The sequence below is a fragment of the Legionella wadsworthii DSM 21896 = ATCC 33877 genome, assembly GCF_000701265.1.
GTDB classification, from domain to species: Bacteria; Pseudomonadota; Gammaproteobacteria; order Legionellales; family Legionellaceae; genus Legionella; species Legionella wadsworthii.
Genome location: NZ_KL370760.1, coordinates 415,203 through 432,282 on the forward strand (window position 1 = coordinate 415,203; position 17,080 = coordinate 432,282).

The window sequence follows — 17,080 nt, forward strand, 5'->3', positions numbered from 1 at the left end:
CCAACAGTACTGCCTCAGGCCTTGGTTCCACAGCAGTAGGTGATGCATCATCAGCGACGGGTGACACTGCCACATCGGTTGGAGTAGGCTCTACAGCTTCAGGGACTAATGCAACTGCCACCGGGCAGCAGGCGGATGCATCAGCGAGTAATGCCACGGCCACAGGTTCCAACAGTTCTGCATCCGGAATTGGTTCTACAGCAGTAGGAGACTCCTCATCAGCGACGGGTGACACCGCCACATCGATTGGGGTAGGTTCTTCCGCTTCAGGAACTAATGCCACAGCTACAGGCCAGTTGGCTGATGCCTCAGCGAATAATGCAACGGCTACTGGTGCAAATGCTTCTGCATCGGGAACAAATGCCACCGCAAATGGTGTGTTCTCTTCAGCAGCAGGAAATTCGGCAACTGCCACCGGAGCAGGCTCTTTGGCTTCAGGTGCGGGTTCGACGGCAACAGGTCAACAAGCAAATGCTTCTGGTATTAATGCAGCTGCCCATGGTGCGTACGCTAGTGCATCAGGAATCAGTGCGACAGCGAATGGTTCATTTGCTGTTGCATTGGGAGATTTTTCTACTGCAGTAGGATCTAATTCTATCGCAAGCGGCTTCGGGAGTATGGCAATGGGAGTGCAAGCCAATGCATCTGGTAGTCGCGCAACTGCAAGTGGGGCTAACGCAACAGCATCTGGATTGAATGCGACAGCCAACGGAGCCTCTGCTTCTGCGACGGGTACATCATCTACTGCGATTGGAGCTAACGCGCAAGCTGGAGCAGACAATTCTGTTGCCGTTGGTTCGAGTTCAGTTGCCAATAGAGCAAATACTGTTTCTGTTGGCAATGCAACACAACAACGACAAATAACAAATGTTGCTGCAGGAGTGGAGGATACAGATGCAGTCAATGTCTTTCAGCTCAATAATGTCGTCAGAAATATGGAAAACAGTGCGAGCAGTATTAATGCACTGGAGCGAAGAGTATATGGGTTATCGGAACGATTAGATAATTTTGATAAAACATTACAGAAAGGATTAGCTTCTTCTGCTGCACTTTCTGGCTTATTCCAACCGTACGGTGTAGGTAAGTTTAACCTAAGTCTTGGTTTTGGTGGGTATAACAGTCAGACCGCAGTAGCTGGTGGCATGGGATTTAGAGGATCTGAACATATCGCTTTTAAGGCAGGGGTAGCAACTGCGGGGAAATCTTCGGTAGCATATAATGGGGCGGTCAATTTCGAATGGTAATGTCATAATTTTCTTGGTCCAAAGCTCCCAGTAGAGATATTCTTTTTTACCGGGAGCTTGAACTTGTTACACTAATTAAGGAACTAGATTGTCCATTGTCGGGATTCTTCTTCCCGGGCTATACGGGCTTCTTCCATTTCATTTTGAATCTGCATTAATTCTAGCCCGTCTTGAACCATTTCATTTCGTGCAAATTGTCGAGAAGAGCGATCGCCAAAGAAAGTCATTTTCTTCTTACATGACTTTTCATTTCCTTGATGTGAGGTTCTTGCATTCTTGTGATCTGCTGTTTGAATGTGTGATGATGCGTGAATAGTTCCTTTTAATTTCATAACTCTAACCTTCTGTTCTAAAAATCTATTTTAAAATTCATCCTTCAAGTTTTTAAAAGCAAAGTCCTATTTGCTTCGCAAATCCCAATCATTTGACTGAGGTTCTCTTTAGCATGAGAACCCAGTCAAATGAAAGGGCGAGTATGCTATATAGCTTGAATTGGATTTTCAAGAGTTTTTTACTGAGGAGCAATCATTTCTTCTGGTTTTACCAATTCAGCAAAACGCTCAGCTGTTAATATTCCCAGTTTCACTGCAGCTTCTTGAAGGGAGGAGTTATCCTGGTGTGCAGTTTTGGCAATTTTAGCAGCCTTATCGTACCCTATATGCTGGTTTAGTGCAGTCACCAACATCAATGAATGATGCAGATAATAATCGATCATCTGGTGGTTGGCTTCGATTCCTTCAGCACAAAATTCTTGAAAAGACTGACAGGTGTCAGACAGTAAATTCAGTGAATGCAGTACATTAAAAATAATGACCGGTTTAAACACATTTAACTCAAAATTACCCTGACTGTCTGCAATGCCTACCGTCGCATCATTGCCCAATACTTGAGCACAGACCATCGTCATGGCCTCACTTTGTGTTGGATTGACTTTACCTGGCATAATCGAGGATCCCGGTTCATTTTCAGGAATGATTAATTCACCGATGCCACATCGAGGGCCAGAAGCCAGCCAACGGATGTCATTTGCAATTTTCATTAAGGCACAAGCTAAAGCTTTCATGGCGCTATGAGCATTGACTAATGGCTCGTGGGATGCCAAAGCGGCAAACTTATTTTCTGCAGTAACAAAGGGCAATTGGGTGATTTGAGCTATATGTTCTGCGACCTTGGTTGCAAATTGAGGATGTGTATTTAAACCTGTACCAACAGCGGTTCCTCCGGCAGCCAACTCATACAATTCCGGTAATACGCCTTCAAGCCTTTGAAGGCATGCATCCAGCTGTGCGACATAACCTGAAAATTCTTGGCCTAAAGTGATGGGGACTGCATCTTGTAAATGAGTTCGCCCGATTTTAACGATATCTTTGAATGAATTCATTTTTACAGCGAATGCATCACGTAAATTTTTTACTGCAGGGATGAGTTTCTTTTTAAAGGCAACTGCTGCTGCAATATGCATGGCGGTAGGGAATGTATCATTTGATGATTGGGACATATTGACGTGATCATTTGGATGAATGGGTGATTTACTCCCCATAGTTCCCCCAGCCAATTCAATAGCCCTATTAGAAATTACTTCATTGGCATTCATGTTCGATTGGGTCCCGCTTCCTGTCTGCCATACGTGTAAAGGAAAATGATTATCCAACAAGCCATTACTGACCTCATCGGCAGCCCGTACTATCAGTTCGGCTTTCTCTTTTGGTAATTTACCTAAATCCAAATTAGTTAAAGCGGCAGCCTTTTTTAAAATTCCAAAGGCGTGGGTCACTTCTCGAGGCATAATGTCTTTACCGATATTAAAATGATGTAATGATCTTTCGGTTTGCGCACCCCAGTATTTATCCGCCGGAACAGCGATTTCACCCATGCTGTCCGTTTCTATACGTGTTTTACTCATGGCTTTGAATTCCTTACTGCGTTGAAATAAAAAATTCTATCACACGGGGCAAAAATAAGTAATTTTTGTTATAGTATTGGGCAAGCAAAGTGCCTATGTCCTAAAAGAATATAACCATGAGAGCAGTACGAATTTATCAAGCAGGTGACTATCATACAGGTCAACTTTTAGAACTATCTCCCGAAGCAAGCCAACATGTCGGCGTAGTTTTACGTATGAAGGTAGGTGAGCGCCTCACTTTATTCTGTGGTGACAATAGAGAGTTTGAGGCAACCATTGAAACAGTGAAAAAAAAACAAGTTACTGTCATTATCGAATCTACCAAACATGAAAACAGAGAATCCCCTTTAAGCCTGCATTTAGCCCAAGCTATATCTAAAGGGGAACGCATGGAGTTTGTCATGCAAAAGGCAGTGGAACTTGGGGTCGCCAGTATCACGCCTATTATGACAGAGCGTTGTGTTGTGAAATTAGATCAAGGACGTTTGACGAAAAAACTTCATCAATGGCAAGCAATTGTTATTGCCGCGTGTGAGCAGTCAGGTCGAAATACAATTCCTCTGGTCCATCCACCCATGACATTGGAACACTATATTGCTCAAACTACAGCTGATTTAAAATTAATTCTTCATCCAGGGAAAAATAAAAAGTGGAGAGATTATACGATTGGACCCTCAGCAATCGCTTTGATTATCGGTCCTGAAGGCGGGTTAAGTGATCATGAAGTTCAGTTGGCGATGAAACACGGATTCCAGTCATTATCCTTAGGACCAAGAATTTTACGTACCGAAACTGCTGCAATTACCGCATTAAGTATATTGCAAGCAGTGGGTGGTGATCTATAATAATGCTGTGGCCATTTTTCTTAATGCATCCATTGCGAAAAAATAGATGATTCGCATTCAATCTTCTTGGCTAAAGTAAGGAATGTGAATTTTTTAGGGGATTTACATTTAAGCAATGCCAAATGAACGAATCTTTTAATGCAAATGAAGCGTTTGGCATATTCACAATAATAACTGAGGTTAACAAATGAGTGATCTTATTAAAACGGTAACAGATGCGAGCTTTGAAAATGATGTACTCAATGCGAACAAGCCTGTTTTAGTTGATTTTTGGGCTGAATGGTGTGGTCCATGCCGCGCATTGACACCTATTTTAGAAGAAGTTGCTGCTTCTCACGGTGAGCAAGTCATATTTGCTAAAATTAATATCGATGAACATCCACAGACTCCATCAAAATATGGGGTGATGAGTATTCCTACTTTAATTTTATTTAAAAACGGCCAAGTTGAAGCAGTGAAGATGGGTTTGCTTTCTAAATCCCAATTAAGTGCTTTTGTTGAAAGCCACGTGTAATTTTTTAATTTTCTAGATAAAAATGTTGTATCTTTCACGCAAGCTGTGATAGCCTGTCTGCAATATGTGATATAATTATAATTATAAATATATCACATAGGCAGCAGAATCCTTAGCTGCTATTCTTAATAATATTTTTCCCGGATAACCAATTCGATTAATCAACAAATCAAGTGAGAAGTATGAATCTTAGTGAACTAAAGCAATTGCCTATTGCCGATCTCTTTAATATCGCACAAGAGATTGGTGTCGAGAATCCTTCGCGTATGCGCAAGCAAGAAATCATTTTCGCCATCCTTAAGGCACATGCCTTAAAAGGTGAAGACATCCACGGTGACGGAGTTTTAGAAGTATTAACAGATGGATTTGGTTTTTTGCGTTCTGCCGATGGCTCTTATTTGGCAGGTCCGGATGATATTTATGTATCTCCCAGCCAAATCCGGCGTTTTGGTTTGCGTTCTGGCGATACCATTTCAGGCAAAATTCGTCCTCCAAAAGACAGTGAACGTTATTTTGCTTTGTTGAAAGTTGATGAAATCAATTATGATTCACCTGATAGTGCCAAACGAAAAATTTTATTTGAAAACCTTACTCCTTTATTCGCTACACAGCGTTTGGTGATGGAGCAAGGAAATGGCAGTACGGAAGATTTGACTGCGAGAGTAGTTGACTTATGTGCGCCTTTTGGTCGAGGACAGCGCGGTTTGATTGTTTCCCCACCTAAAGCGGGTAAGACATTAATGTTACAAAACATAGCGCGTTCTATTGAAAAGAATTACCCCGAATGTTACCTCATCGTTTTATTAATTGATGAACGCCCTGAAGAAGTGACCGAAATGCAGCGTTCTGTGAAAGGTGAGGTAGTAGCCAGTACCTTTGATGAACCCGCTAACCGCCATGTCCAAGTTGCTGAAATGGTCATTGAAAAAGCCAAGCGTTTGGTAGAGCACAAGCGTGACGTGGTCATTTTGCTTGATTCAATAACCCGTCTTGCCCGCGCGTACAATACGGTAATTCCTTCATCGGGCAAAGTCTTAACAGGTGGTGTGGATGCCAATGCGCTGCAAAGGCCCAAGCGTTTATATGGCGCTGCGCGTAATATTGAAGAAGGTGGCAGCTTGACTATTATCGCTACAGCTTTGGTAGACACCGGTTCTAAAATGGATGAGGTGATTTACGAAGAATTTAAAGGTACTGGTAATATGGAGATTCACTTGAGTCGTAATATTGCCGAACGCCGCGTCTTCCCCGCCATTAACATCAACCGCTCCGGTACTCGCCGTGAAGATCTATTATTAAGTCCTGAAGATCTGCAACGCACCTGGATTTTACGTAAAATTCTGCAATCTATGGATGAATGTGATGCTATCGAATTCTTGCTTGAACGCATGAAAAACCATAAAACGAATGCAGAGTTCTTTGATGCAATGAAACGTCAAGAGTAAAATTTACTATTCTAACGTATTCAGTGGAACCTGGGTGAAGCATCGCGATCCTGGGTTTTTTTTGTATAGACTTCCCCGGGTTACAGCTTTGCGCTCACCCAGGCTACAAGGGGATTATTCATGAAATACTCTGATTTAAGAGATTTTATTGAACAACTGGAATCACGTCATTTATTAAAACGCATTGCGCATCCTGTATCACCCTATCTTGAAATGACTGCCGTTAGTGATAGAGTCTTACGTGCTGGCGGTCCTGCTCTTCTGTTTACCAATACCCCGAACCAAAAAATGCCTGTTCTGACTAATTTGTTCGGGACAGTGGAGCGGGTTGCTATGGGAATGGGAGAAGACAACATCAGTGCCTTAAGGGAGGTGGGTAAGTTATTGGCCGCATTAAAGGAACCTGATCCTCCTAAAGGGTTTAAGGATGCATTCCAAAAGTTGCCTCTCTTAAAACAAGCCCTGAATATGGCACCAAAATATGTAAACGGGGCAGAATGCCAGACTTATGTTTGGGAAAAAGACAAGGTCGATCTTTATTCCTTACCCATCCAAACCTGCTGGCCTAAAGATGCTGCCCCCCTAATTACCTGGGGGCTTGTGACTACTAAGGGACCCCACCAAAACCGTGAGAATATGGGAATTTACCGTCAGCAATTATTAAGTAAAAACCAATTGATTATGCGTTGGCTATCTCACAGAGGAGGTGCTTTGGATTACCTGGAATGGCAAAAGGCATATCCCGGGGAGCGTTTCCCGGTTGCCGTCACCTTAGGTGCTGATCCTGCAACCATCCTTGCTGCAGTAACTCCTGTACCTGACACTTTGTCAGAATATGCTTTTGCAGGACTATTGCGCGGTCAACGTACACGATTGACCCGGTGCATTGGCAGTGAACTGCATGTCCCCGCGAGTGCGGAAATTATTCTAGAGGGCTATATAGAACCAGGAATTGAAGCACCGGAGGGACCCTATGGCGATCACACAGGTTATTATAATGAGGTGCAGTCTTTTCCCGTATTTACTGTTGAACGGATCACGCATAGAAAAGATCCCATTTATCACAGTACTTATACAGGACGACCGCCTGATGAACCTGCAATTCTAGGACTGGCTTTAAATGAGGTTTTTATACCCTTACTGCAGAAGCAGTTTCCAGAAATTGTTGATTTTTATTTACCGCCAGAAGGATGTTCTTATCGTTTGGCTGTCGTCACAATAAAGAAACAGTATCCAGGGCATGCAAAACGCATCATGATGGCTGTGTGGTCTTTTTTAAGACAATTCATGTACACCAAATTTGTCATTGTTTGTGATGAGGACATTGATGCCAGGAATTGGCAGGATGTTATTTGGGCAATGACGACGCGGATGGACCCTGCTCGAGATACAGTGATGATGGAAAATACGCCCATTGATTATCTGGATTTTGCTTCACCTGTCTCTGGTTTGGGCTCCAAAATAGGAATGGATGCGACCAATAAATGGCCAGGAGAAACCCAAAGAGAGTGGGGAGAACCCATTATCATGGATGAAGAGATCTTAAAAAGGGTTAATGGATATTGGTCTGCTCTGGGATTAGACGAATGAAAGGGAAAAAAATCAAAGCATTGGTAGAAGAGATTTCGCCATTGACTGACAGTATTATGCGATTAATTTTGGTACCTGAAAAATATGTGGCTTATCAGGCAGGACAATATTTACAAATCATATTTGGCGAAGATGCTTTTAGTTATTCCATTGCGAATGCTCCTTTAGGATCCCACAAATATGAATTGCATATCCGCCATAGTTTGGAAAATCCTTACAATCAGAGGCTTTTTAACCACATCAAAAAATATGGTTCTGTGACGATAAGCTTACCCTTTGGTACATGCTCTATAGAACATTTAGACCCTATCCGCCCCATTCTTTTTATCGCAGGCGGTACTGGATTTGCACCGGTAAAAGCCATGATTGAGCACTTATTATCTTCTTCAGATACACGCCGTTTTGAATTATTCTGGGGCGCACGATTAAAAAATGATTTATATATGGATGAAAAGGTTATCAACTGGCAAGCTCATGTGGATCACTTCAAGTATTTTTCTTCAGTCTCAGAAGACAATTCCATACCTTTAGTCTCTTTTGTCCTGGCAAGACATCCCAAAGATCTTAATGAATGGCAGATTGTAATTAGCGGTCCCTTTGATATGGTATACAGCACACGCGATGCATTGGTCCATAGTGGCGTTTCGCCCGCTCATTTATTTTCAGACGCTTTTAGTTTTGAAGCAAAATAAGGAATATTTATGGAAACATTATATCAAGTTTTAGGCCTCATAGGCGCGGGATTAATAATTTTTATACTGTACCGAACGATTAAAGGAAGACCTGATCAATTTAGCAAAGAAAATTTAAATAAAAGTTTTTATACCATGGGTATTTTAGCACTTGTTTTAATTGGTTTTGTGGCATTGTTAATTCTAATTGTGCGTCATACTTAAAAAATACAAAGGGAAACGAAATGGTTTATGATTCCGTTTCCCTTTTCCATGTACATCCAATAAATCAATGTTTGGCGTTTGCATTACAGTAATGGCCTTCCTGTTCTTTTAAATAAAAACGAAGGTAAGGATTGTTAATCGGCATCTGACTCGTATCGGCTATCAGCATACACTCTTCCACATAAGTAATTTGGCTGCTGTCATCAACCAATAAACGATACCAGGGATTTCTTGTAGCGAATGCACGCTTGTGTGCTTGCGGGTTATAGCGGCCAGAAGCCTGAAAAATGGGATCAACATCAACAACTATGGCTCTGTAGCGGCTGTTTTTGTGAATGACTAAATCACCAATATTAAATTGCGCTATTTTATTCATATAAGCCTCTAAGGGTGAGCATCCTGCATAATATATCGGTATACATCAAAAAAGCTTGAATATAAGGGGGCGGGGATTGACGTACCCTGTTAAAAGAGTACATGATTTCAGGAAATACCAGCTGGATTGAGTGTAAACTAATGAAAAGAATACCTATTTTTTTAATGGGCTGTTTCTATGGAGTCAGTTCATCGCTAAGTGCTGTGTCCTCACCATTTGAAGAATGGACCGGTATCTATTTGGGAATTAATGGGGGATATGTAACTACTCATAATAAGGCGCAAACGCATCTTTCTAATATCATGACATTACCCTCTCCATCATCTTCACCAGGATTAGCCGCATCGACTTCAATAGCGGGAGGAAGCTTTTCTATTTCTTCTCACGATGAAGGCTTTATAGGGGGCGGACAATTTGGGGCTTCCTATTTATTAAAACCCTTTGTTGTAGGAATTGAAACGGACATTCAGGGGATAGCGCCCAACGATCATTCTCGTTATGCGTCACATGTTTATGCTATTCCTGGATTCACCACTTCAAAAATAGCTTCGAATCTTGTTTTGACTCATGGGTTAGAGTATTTAGGTACGCTAAGAGGACGTTTTGGCATACTGGCTACACCTTCATTATTGTTGGCCGCATCAGGGGGATATGCTTATGGAGGTAGTCAAACAGTTACCGAATTAACTCAGAGTTATCTTGGTACAGCAAATAATTTGATGAGAACTTTTATGAGCGAAGGGGGGGCTTCCCACATCCAAAAAGGGTGGACTGTCGGAGGGTCTTTAGAATGGAAAATTTATAGTCAATGGAGTACCAAATTAGAGTATTTGTATTATGATTTAGGTTCTGTGTCTTATGATGCCTCTCCATTGGTCAGCCTTATTAATTCAGGGCAGAGCGCTGGTCAATCTTTGTTTGCTAATGCAGTGAGCGTCACCTCCCGATATAATGGCCAATTGATCCGTGTGGGAGTCAATTACTGGTTTGCTTCCTAACCATCGGATTAGGCTAACGTGTGTTCCTCATGGGTTAGCCACTGGCTCTCTTTATTCCATTGATAGTTCGATGGAAATGAATGATGCTCCAGGGTCATTATTCCTTTTGCATCATAAGACTGCTGGACTGATGCTTTGATTTCATGATAAGAGCTCATTCCTGGAATAATTAAATAGTGAACGCAGGGATCCACAACACATACCTTTTCCCCTGCTTTAGCTAAGCCTTCCGCTGCCTGCTGCACACAGATATTTCCGCAAATCCCTGTGATGAGAATCTCTTTGTAATCTTTATTTTGAAAAAACTTCAGAAATGAAAGAGCGGGAGACGCATAAACCGGATTTATTTCGGTTAAAAACTTAGAATCACTCAAGTCAATATTCGATTGCAGTTGTATTCCTGCTTCTGGGGCTGAGAAATTAATTTTTGCAAATCGATAAATAGCAATTTTTTTCTGTAAATGAGTTAAGCGGATCCCAATGGGCTGAGCTATAGCCGCCCCTATCGTACCGCAAAGACAATGCAATCCATATTGTCCATTTTCAGGACTTAGATTTTGTAGCTCATTGTATTCGATTTGCAATATTCTTCTTATGTGCTCTTCTCCATAACTTTCTTTTAAAGTTTGAGCATCGGGACTCATACCATTTCTTTTGTAAACGTGTGCATCTTGGCTGGTAATGAGTTCTATTCGATTGCATAGTTCCGGGAAAGAAATTACAAGCTCAGTCACTGCATCCAGTAAAGCCATGTTGCTTATCAAAGTATTTTCTCCATCAGGGACATATAGAGCAAAACCTGGCAATACAAAATCATTTTGTAAATCGACTAAAAGAATCGCCAATTTACTAGGTTGATCGAGTTTATTGAGGAGTGTTTTTTTTAATTCTTCCTTCAATGTCGCTCCGTATATCGCATAAATCTGGTTTATCTCAGTAAAATAATATGAAGTCCTCTTCTGTAAATGCTCTTGAGTTTGGAGATGGGTTAATAGTTTTTTATCAGAAAACATAAGTTGCATCGGTAAGAAAAAAATTGGGTTGCATGATAACACCAATGGATATTTTTTTAGCTAGGGGAGTAACGAATTCTCAAAGAAAGATAAGGGGAAGAGCCAAGAGAGATTTGGCGCTTTCCCCAGATAAAACGGACAATGGAATTTTAGATGGTGTTTTCGTTAAATAAGCTGCTTAAACCTTCCAAAGCATTATCAACAGGGGCTTCCATTTCTTTTTGAGCTTCTGTTTTATCAAAGAAAAATGATGCTCTTCCTGTTTTCGCCTTGGTATAAAGCAACTTTCCAAGAGTCACCAGACTGAAAAGGATATTTGCGACAATTTCACCAAAAGAAAAATGCTCGCTCATCAGATCATCTTGGCTGTGTAGTCTGGCTTTAAATTTCATTTCAAAATGAGTATAAGATTCTTTGCTAGGAAGCTCCTCAGGGTTTTGGCATATCAACAATGCGACATCATTTTGAAGCGAATCAGCTAGACCTTCGATAATGTCTTTTTCAACCGGTGATAAAGTTGCAGCAAAAGTTTTTAACTCAGCAATTTTTAAAGAAAGCCCCTTAATTTTTTCCGAAAACGCCTTATATCGGCCTCCTTTTTCTTCAAAATTTAACAGAATCCTACTGGCCTCTTCATCCGAACTTTTTAATTTTTCATTATCATCAGCATCCATTAATTTAACGACAACCCTGTTTAATGTAGCCTGCATTTTGATGCCTGGAAATTTGCCGATTTCGGTGGTAATCTTTTGAATTAAATCATCACTATGGCCTGTCTCCATATATACTTTGAATAGTCCATTGTTTTCATCATTTAAACTACTAATAAATTGATTGCGAGTCTCCTTATCCTCTGAGCTCAACAAATCCTTAGTATGGTAATGAGAATTACGATCAATGATGTATTCATTTAGAAGTTGGATACAATCGATGGCGAGAAGTCTTCGAGTTGCAACTTGCAATTCCGTAATTTGGCGGTTTATCAAGTCGATCTCCAGTTGCAGATCTTCTTCTTGTCTGGCGAGTTCCCTGATAGTAATTGTTTCTTTGTGGGTTATCTGTTGTTCAATTTGGTGCAATTCTTCCGTAACCCTCTCTTTACCTTCATAATTCTGCATGAGCGTTTTTTTAATTTCTTCTAAACCCCCGAGAGCCGAAGCTAATTCAGACAAAGCTTGAGCATCTACACTCAGTGGAAAAGCCAAACTTTCCAACTTTTTAGAAACGGCTTTAGTTAAATTTTGTCTGTCTGTTGATTCGAAAGTTAAAAAATAATCACTTTGTTTTTCCCCAAGTATATCCAACAGTAAAGGAAACCCTCTGCTTTTGTACCCTGTGATACCAGAGTTATTAGCAAGATCTGCCAAAGTCTTTTGGTTATACCCTGCGCTTAAATGACTTTGAACAGCTAGTAATAATTTATTTTCAAGTATCGTTTTATCAGATAGGTCTTTAGTTTTCTTTTGCACCTCTTCTAGAGCAGTGATCTGATCCTGGACATATTTCAGTACAGCCTCTTTATCATCGATATCCAGGCCCAATGAAGAACCAGGAATTTCTTGAGCAAGACTAAAAATACGGGGTATATCCCTTTCTATGATTTTCTTATTCGCTTGTTTCGAATTGCCAAGAAGATTCACCCTCATCTGCTTTTGTTGTTTTAATTCCTCAAGTAGTTCTCTTTCTTTCCTTATTGTTTGACTCAGGTGTGTCAGTAGTTCTTGTTTTTCTGTGCGTTGACGAATTAAATCTTCTTTGCTGATCATTTTACATCTCACATCTAATTGAAAAAAAAGAAGGCATTATAAGATAGATTAATTGTCTATTAAATGGTCACTATGGCTTTTTAAAAGAATTTTAAAGCTTATTTAAAATAAACTGCCAAAATAATGCCGGTTTCATAAAGAAAACATAAGGGGACCGCAAGCATAATTTGTGAAAAAACATCTGGGGGGGTAAGCAACATGCCGACAATGAAAGCGCCTACAATGACATAAGGTCTTATTTTTTTTAAGGTGGATACGTCGATGAGGTGTAGACGCACTAAAACAAAACAAATCAATGGCACTTGAAAACAGAAACCAAAAATTAAAAGCATTCGGGTAATAAAATCCAGAGCAATAGCCATGTCGGGCATAAAGCGTACACCTTTAGGTAAGGCGTGTGCAAAAAAATGAAACATGAAAGGCAAAACCAAATAAAAACAAAATAAAACGCCACCGATAAAAAGTACCAGACTGAAAATTAAGGCGATGCGTAATGTCGTTTTCTCTTTTTGATAGAGTCCAGGACTGATAAAACGCCAGAATTGAAATAAAGAAAAAGGAGCGGTTAGTAACAGGGCTGTATCTGCTGCCAGTTTAAGTGGCGTGAAAACTGGAGAAGTCACTTGGGTTGCAATTAAGCCTTCTTGGGTCGAAAGGCTATGAAGAAGAGGGTTCACCAAAAGATGATATAAATCATTAGACCAGAAGAAAAATATAAAAAACAAGCTGGCGAACCAAATTAAAGTCTGCAATCCTCTACGTCTTAATTCTAAAAGATGATGTAACATAGGTTTATTCTAATTGGTTTCCCTCCCAAGAATGAGAGAGAGATTTTTTAGTTTTCGACAAGTTCTTTGGATTCGTGATGTTTCACTCCAATTTTTTCAGGGCGAATTTCGCGTAAGCGATTAAATTGATCCACAAAAACTACAGTTGGAACGATATTGGCACAATCTTCTTCTAATATCTGGGTAAAGGAGGCGATAATTACGATATCACCAGGGGTCACTAAATGTGCGGCAGCGCCATTAACGCATATTGAAGTGGATCCTGGTTTGCCCGTAATGGCGTAAGTCTCGAAACGTGTTCCTGCGGTCACGTTCCATACATTCACTGCTTCATAAGGTAATATGTTTGCTGCTCTAAGAAGCTCTGGAGAAATCGTAATGCTTCCTTCGTAATCCAAGTCAGCCTCGGTCACGCAAGCGCGGTGTATCTTGGATTTCAACATTTTTCGATAAGACATAATGATTTCAGCCCTTATTCATAGTGGCCGAATTTTACACCAAATTGTCACCTATATGCTATATAAATTTTATCTGGATCATGATACGCCACATTAAGGTTCGTTCTGAAAGAGTACGGGTATTACATCGAGCATACCGGCTACTTTTTATTGGAGATGCACGTTATAATTGGCATTTTACCCATATGGGATGAATAAAGTGAGGCATAGCCCACGTAAACGTTTTGGTCAGAATTTTCTACACAATCGACATATCATTAATGACATTGTACGCGCCATTAACCCACAAGCGGAAGATAATATGCTGGAAATTGGGCCGGGCCTTGGTGCATTGACGGTGCCTTTGCTCGGTCATTTAAATCATTTAACTGCGGTGGAAATTGATACCGATTTGCAAAAGCATTTATCTGAAATATCCCACGCACGAGGAAAGTTAAATTTAATTGCTGCAGATGCGTTAACCCTTGATTACAGCCGCTTTGGACCCCATCTAAGAGTTGTTGGAAATTTACCGTATAATATTTCCACACCTTTGTTAATCCATTTATTGAAGTTTACGACGTATATTGAAGACATGCATTTTATGTTACAAAAAGAAGTGGTAGAGCGTATGGCAGCGCAACCGGGTAGTAAGGCCTACGGGCGATTAACGGTGATGCTGCAATATCACTGTGCGGTGGATCATTTGTTTGATGTTCCCCCTGAGGCTTTTGATCCACAGCCTAAAGTAGATTCAGCGGTGGTTCGACTGATACCCCATCGTGAATCTCCCTTTGAAAAAGTGTCTGTAGCGCAGTTGGAACGTTTGGTGGCTTGTGCATTTTCTATGCGCCGCAAAACGTTAAATAACAATTTGAAAGGGATAATAAGAGTTGAGGAATTAGACACTTTAGGTATTGATGGAAGTAAAAGACCAGAACAAATTTCTATTGCGGAATATGTTCAACTAGCGAAATTTATTTCCAATTAGTGTAAAATTAATCATCATGGACTTTAATTTTAATTGGAGTTATTAAATTATTATGGAGATGGCCTTGTTTCATCGTCAACGTCAGCGTAAAGTTTCTTTGTCTTCACAGGGTAAATCTTTAAAAGATTTGACCCGCATTGTCACTGCGACTCTTTTTTTATCTGAGGATAAGAGACAGGCTTTACTTGAAAGAATGAGAATGTTATCGGCCCTGGAAACGGCTCGATATGACAGTTTATGTGGTAATCTTATTGAAAACTTAGTCAATTATTGTCAAAACTTACCTGAAACAGCGCACAGCTATTTTTCTCAGCAAGGGGGCTTGGTCGATCATGCATTGAATCGAACCGAAGCTGCATTGAGTTTATTTCAGGAGTTCATGGTACAGGATCAGCCAGATTCTTATTCTGAAGAACAAAAACTTTGGCAATATGCCCTTTTTTCAGCCGCTATTCTTCAAGGAATTGGTAAGCTATTTGTAGACTACCGAGTGAGCCTTTATGACACAAACGGCAACTTTTTAAAAGAATGGAACCCTTTACTAGGGAATATGACCAACACCGGAATTTATTATTTCTATGAGTTTGAAAAAGAATCTGAAATAGAATTTAGACGTCGGCTCAATCTATTGCTTGCTAAAAAACTTATGCCTTCGAGTGGTTTTGCCTGGATAGCTTCCAATGCTGAAGTCCTCTCAGTGTGGCTTGCGTTATTGAATGAAGATGAAGCCTCTGCTGGTACCTTGGGTGCGATCCTTATCCGCGCCGAAGCCATTGCCATCCAACGCTATTTACTCGAGTTTATGGGAAAAGGAATATCTGCGCATGGTAGCGGGCGATATCGTGCGGGAACTTTTTCTGATGGACAACCAGAAAGTTTGCTTGAAAAAGAACAAGCTGTAGGCATGGAATTTATCCAATGGATGATTAAAGCTTTAGATGAGGGGCGCATTATGGTTAATAAAGCGCCGTTGTTTATGGTACCTGGTGGTATGTTGATGTGTGCTGAAATGTTCCAGTTATTTGTACGAGAACATCCAGAATATAAAAATTGGCAAGCAGCGCAAAACGGGTTCTTGTCCTTAGGACTTCACAATCGCGCTGCCGATGGCGGTGTTTTAAGTCGATTTGAAGCCAACAAACAAATGGAGACCGGTATTGTATTTTCTAAGTATGCCCTTGCTATCCCAGAATCGGTCAAAGTATTCCATCCAGGCAATGGAAAAGTAGAGTCAATGTCTGCTACGGAATTGATTTATAAAGCTCAATTTACCAGCCAATTTATTCAGCAACAAAACAAAGGGGTGGCGAGTGCGTTGCAAAAATTAGATGCTAAAGGCAAATGGCAAGTGATAGAGCATGAAGGGAGTTCCTTAAGGCCAGGAGCAAAAAACGGTGCCTGATTATGCTATTGGTGATGTGCAAGGATGTTATGATCCCCTACAACGTTTATTAGAAATCATAGATTTTGATGACAAATCCGATCGGTTGTGGTTTGTTGGTGATTTAGTAAACCGGGGACCAGACTCTTTAGCGGTTTTGCGCTTTGTGAGTTCCTTGCATATCGCACCAAGAGTGACTCTAGGGAATCATGATTTACACCTCCTGGCGACTTTATTTGGTGACAGACCCTGGAAAGGTCATGATGATACCTTACATGAAGTGATGGATGCAGATGATGGTGAGGAATTGGGCCATTGGTTAAGAAAACAATCTATTCTATACTATTCATCCGAGTTTAATGTGGTGATGTGTCACGCCGGGATTTGCCCGTTATGGGATTTAGACCAGGCAAGACAATTGGCTAAGGAACTAGAAGAAGTTCTCGCTGGAGAGAACTACCCTCATTTTTTATCTAACTTATATGGAAATCAGCCCAACTATTGGGCTGATGCTTTAAGGGGAATGGATAGACTGCGTGCTATTACAAATTATTTTACGCGCATGCGTTTTTGTAATGAACGAGGACAAATCGATTGGGATTACAAGGGAACCATAGCTCAAGCTCCGACCAATCTTTATCCTTGGTTTGACGTACCGTCTCGAAAAGAAATTGATGCGGATATTATTTTTGGTCACTGGGCTGCTTTAATGGGAAATTGTCCCCATGCTAAAATACATGCTCTAGATACAGGATGTTTTTGGGGTGGCCAATTAACTGCTTTACGCTTACAGGATATGCAGCGATTTGCGTTCTGGAACAAAAAATGATGTTACGAAACAATTTTCTTTTCAGGTGTAAAGAGATAAAAATTTTTTGGGTTATTTCCTTTTT

At 40.7% G+C, this 17,080-nt stretch carries 18 protein-coding genes; 11 read left to right on the forward strand and 7 right to left on the reverse strand.

Annotation, left to right across the window (positions count from 1 at the left end):
* Nucleotides 1–1,244: YadA family autotransporter adhesin (locus BU07_RS16840; RefSeq protein WP_035899132.1), on the forward strand; the 1,244-nt coding region annotated here is incomplete at its 5' end.
* An 83-nt stretch (nucleotides 1,245–1,327) separates the two neighbouring features.
* Here BU07_RS16840 and BU07_RS0113505 read toward each other — a convergent pair.
* Both BU07_RS0113505 and fumC read right to left on the reverse strand, forming a co-directional pair.
* Complete coding sequence (locus BU07_RS0113505) at nucleotides 1,328–1,576, reverse strand: hypothetical protein (protein WP_031566868.1); 249 nt, start codon at nucleotides 1,574–1,576, stop codon at nucleotides 1,328–1,330.
* A gap of 179 nt (nucleotides 1,577–1,755) precedes the next feature.
* Nucleotides 1,756–3,147, reverse strand: a complete 1,392-nt coding sequence (fumC, locus tag BU07_RS0113510; protein WP_031566869.1) for a class II fumarate hydratase — start codon at nucleotides 3,145–3,147, stop codon at nucleotides 1,756–1,758.
* A gap of 116 nt (nucleotides 3,148–3,263) precedes the next feature.
* Between fumC and BU07_RS0113515 the strand changes: the two genes are divergently transcribed.
* From BU07_RS0113515 to BU07_RS0113540, 6 genes are all read left to right on the forward strand, one after another.
* Entirely contained in the window at nucleotides 3,264–3,992 is a 729-nt protein-coding gene (locus BU07_RS0113515; protein ID WP_031566871.1) for a 16S rRNA (uracil(1498)-N(3))-methyltransferase, read from the forward strand.
* Nucleotides 3,993–4,179: 187 nt separating this feature from the next.
* Complete coding sequence (trxA, locus tag BU07_RS0113520; protein ID WP_031566873.1) at nucleotides 4,180–4,506, forward strand: thioredoxin; 327 nt, start codon at nucleotides 4,180–4,182, stop codon at nucleotides 4,504–4,506.
* Between the two features lie 182 nt (nucleotides 4,507–4,688).
* A complete protein-coding gene (gene rho / locus BU07_RS0113525; RefSeq protein WP_031566875.1) occupies nucleotides 4,689–5,951 on the forward strand; it encodes a transcription termination factor Rho in 1,263 nt (420 codons plus the stop codon).
* Nucleotides 5,952–6,071: 120 nt separating this feature from the next.
* Entirely contained in the window at nucleotides 6,072–7,541 is a 1,470-nt protein-coding gene (ubiD, locus tag BU07_RS0113530; protein WP_031566878.1) for a 4-hydroxy-3-polyprenylbenzoate decarboxylase, read from the forward strand.
* Nucleotides 7,538–8,233: an NAD(P)H-flavin reductase gene (locus tag BU07_RS0113535; protein WP_031566881.1), complete on the forward strand. Its 696-nt coding sequence runs from the start codon at nucleotides 7,538–7,540 to the stop codon at nucleotides 8,231–8,233. Before ubiD ends, BU07_RS0113535 begins: the two co-directional genes overlap by 4 nt.
* 9 nt (nucleotides 8,234–8,242) lie before the next feature.
* The gene (locus BU07_RS0113540) at nucleotides 8,243–8,437 is read left to right on the forward strand and encodes a hypothetical protein (RefSeq protein WP_031566883.1); all 195 of its coding nucleotides are present in this window, start codon (nucleotides 8,243–8,245) and stop codon (nucleotides 8,435–8,437) included.
* Between the two features lie 64 nt (nucleotides 8,438–8,501).
* Here the strand turns inward: BU07_RS0113540 and hspQ are convergent, their stop codons facing one another.
* Complete coding sequence (gene hspQ / locus BU07_RS0113545) at nucleotides 8,502–8,813, reverse strand: heat shock protein HspQ (protein WP_031566885.1); 312 nt, start codon at nucleotides 8,811–8,813, stop codon at nucleotides 8,502–8,504.
* Between the two features lie 140 nt (nucleotides 8,814–8,953).
* On the opposite strand from hspQ, the gene BU07_RS0113550 reads away from it, so the two are divergent.
* Nucleotides 8,954–9,811 carry an outer membrane protein gene (locus tag BU07_RS0113550; protein WP_133134465.1) on the forward strand — a complete coding sequence of 286 codons (858 nt, stop codon included), beginning with the start codon at nucleotides 8,954–8,956 and terminating at the stop codon, nucleotides 9,809–9,811.
* A gap of 8 nt (nucleotides 9,812–9,819) precedes the next feature.
* Here BU07_RS0113550 and BU07_RS0113555 read toward each other — a convergent pair whose 3' ends face one another.
* The 4 genes from BU07_RS0113555 to panD form a co-directional block, all read right to left on the reverse strand.
* Complete coding sequence (locus tag BU07_RS0113555) at nucleotides 9,820–10,824, reverse strand: isochorismatase (RefSeq protein WP_174888855.1); 1,005 nt, start codon at nucleotides 10,822–10,824, stop codon at nucleotides 9,820–9,822.
* Between the two features lie 149 nt (nucleotides 10,825–10,973).
* Nucleotides 10,974–12,590, reverse strand: coding sequence for a hypothetical protein (locus tag BU07_RS0113560; protein WP_031566890.1), 1,617 nt, complete (start codon nucleotides 12,588–12,590; stop codon nucleotides 10,974–10,976).
* A 98-nt stretch (nucleotides 12,591–12,688) separates the two neighbouring features.
* Nucleotides 12,689–13,378 carry a twin-arginine translocase subunit TatC gene (gene tatC / locus BU07_RS0113565; RefSeq protein ID WP_031566891.1) on the reverse strand — a complete coding sequence of 230 codons (690 nt, stop codon included), beginning with the start codon at nucleotides 13,376–13,378 and terminating at the stop codon, nucleotides 12,689–12,691.
* Nucleotides 13,379–13,425: 47 nt separating this feature from the next.
* Nucleotides 13,426–13,836: an aspartate 1-decarboxylase gene (panD, locus tag BU07_RS0113570; RefSeq protein WP_031566893.1), complete on the reverse strand. Its 411-nt coding sequence runs from the start codon at nucleotides 13,834–13,836 to the stop codon at nucleotides 13,426–13,428.
* A gap of 199 nt (nucleotides 13,837–14,035) precedes the next feature.
* On the opposite strand from panD, the gene rsmA reads away from it, so the two are divergent.
* Genes rsmA through BU07_RS0113585 form a run of 3 tightly spaced genes read left to right on the forward strand, consistent with a single transcriptional unit; the run spans nucleotide 14,036 to nucleotide 17,016 of the window.
* Nucleotides 14,036–14,806 carry a 16S rRNA (adenine(1518)-N(6)/adenine(1519)-N(6))-dimethyltransferase RsmA gene (gene rsmA / locus BU07_RS0113575; protein ID WP_031566895.1) on the forward strand — a complete coding sequence of 257 codons (771 nt, stop codon included), beginning with the start codon at nucleotides 14,036–14,038 and terminating at the stop codon, nucleotides 14,804–14,806.
* A 52-nt stretch (nucleotides 14,807–14,858) separates the two neighbouring features.
* Nucleotides 14,859–16,208, forward strand: coding sequence for a conjugal transfer nickase/helicase domain-containing protein (locus tag BU07_RS0113580; RefSeq protein ID WP_031566897.1), 1,350 nt, complete (start codon nucleotides 14,859–14,861; stop codon nucleotides 16,206–16,208).
* Nucleotides 16,201–17,016, forward strand: coding sequence for a symmetrical bis(5'-nucleosyl)-tetraphosphatase (locus tag BU07_RS0113585; RefSeq protein ID WP_031566899.1), 816 nt, complete (start codon nucleotides 16,201–16,203; stop codon nucleotides 17,014–17,016). The genes BU07_RS0113580 and BU07_RS0113585 overlap by 8 nt, the downstream gene beginning before the upstream one ends.
* Nucleotides 17,017–17,080 lie beyond the last annotated feature (64 nt).

Bases quoted from the DNA above. Each gene is read 5' to 3' on its own strand.
- BU07_RS0113505 (WP_031566868.1), bottom strand. From the start codon at position 1,576: ATGAAATTAAAAGGAACTATTCACGCATCATCACACATTCAAACAGCA.
- fumC (WP_031566869.1), bottom strand. From the start codon at position 3,147: ATGAGTAAAACACGTATAGAAACGGACAGCATGGGTGAAATCGCTGTT.
- BU07_RS0113515 (WP_031566871.1), top strand. From the start codon at position 3,264: ATGAGAGCAGTACGAATTTATCAAGCAGGTGACTATCATACAGGTCAA.
- trxA (WP_031566873.1), top strand. From the start codon at position 4,180: ATGAGTGATCTTATTAAAACGGTAACAGATGCGAGCTTTGAAAATGAT.
- rho (WP_031566875.1), top strand. From the start codon at position 4,689: ATGAATCTTAGTGAACTAAAGCAATTGCCTATTGCCGATCTCTTTAAT.
- ubiD (WP_031566878.1), top strand. From the start codon at position 6,072: ATGAAATACTCTGATTTAAGAGATTTTATTGAACAACTGGAATCACGT.
- BU07_RS0113535 (WP_031566881.1), top strand. From the start codon at position 7,538: ATGAAAGGGAAAAAAATCAAAGCATTGGTAGAAGAGATTTCGCCATTG.
- BU07_RS0113540 (WP_031566883.1), top strand. From the start codon at position 8,243: ATGGAAACATTATATCAAGTTTTAGGCCTCATAGGCGCGGGATTAATA.
- hspQ (WP_031566885.1), bottom strand. From the start codon at position 8,813: ATGAATAAAATAGCGCAATTTAATATTGGTGATTTAGTCATTCACAAA.
- BU07_RS0113550 (WP_133134465.1), top strand. From the start codon at position 8,954: ATGAAAAGAATACCTATTTTTTTAATGGGCTGTTTCTATGGAGTCAGT.
- BU07_RS0113555 (WP_174888855.1), bottom strand. From the start codon at position 10,824: ATGTTTTCTGATAAAAAACTATTAACCCATCTCCAAACTCAAGAGCAT.
- BU07_RS0113560 (WP_031566890.1), bottom strand. From the start codon at position 12,590: ATGATCAGCAAAGAAGATTTAATTCGTCAACGCACAGAAAAACAAGAA.
- tatC (WP_031566891.1), bottom strand. From the start codon at position 13,378: ATGTTACATCATCTTTTAGAATTAAGACGTAGAGGATTGCAGACTTTA.
- panD (WP_031566893.1), bottom strand. From the start codon at position 13,836: ATGTCTTATCGAAAAATGTTGAAATCCAAGATACACCGCGCTTGCGTG.
- BU07_RS0113580 (WP_031566897.1), top strand. From the start codon at position 14,859: ATGGAGATGGCCTTGTTTCATCGTCAACGTCAGCGTAAAGTTTCTTTG.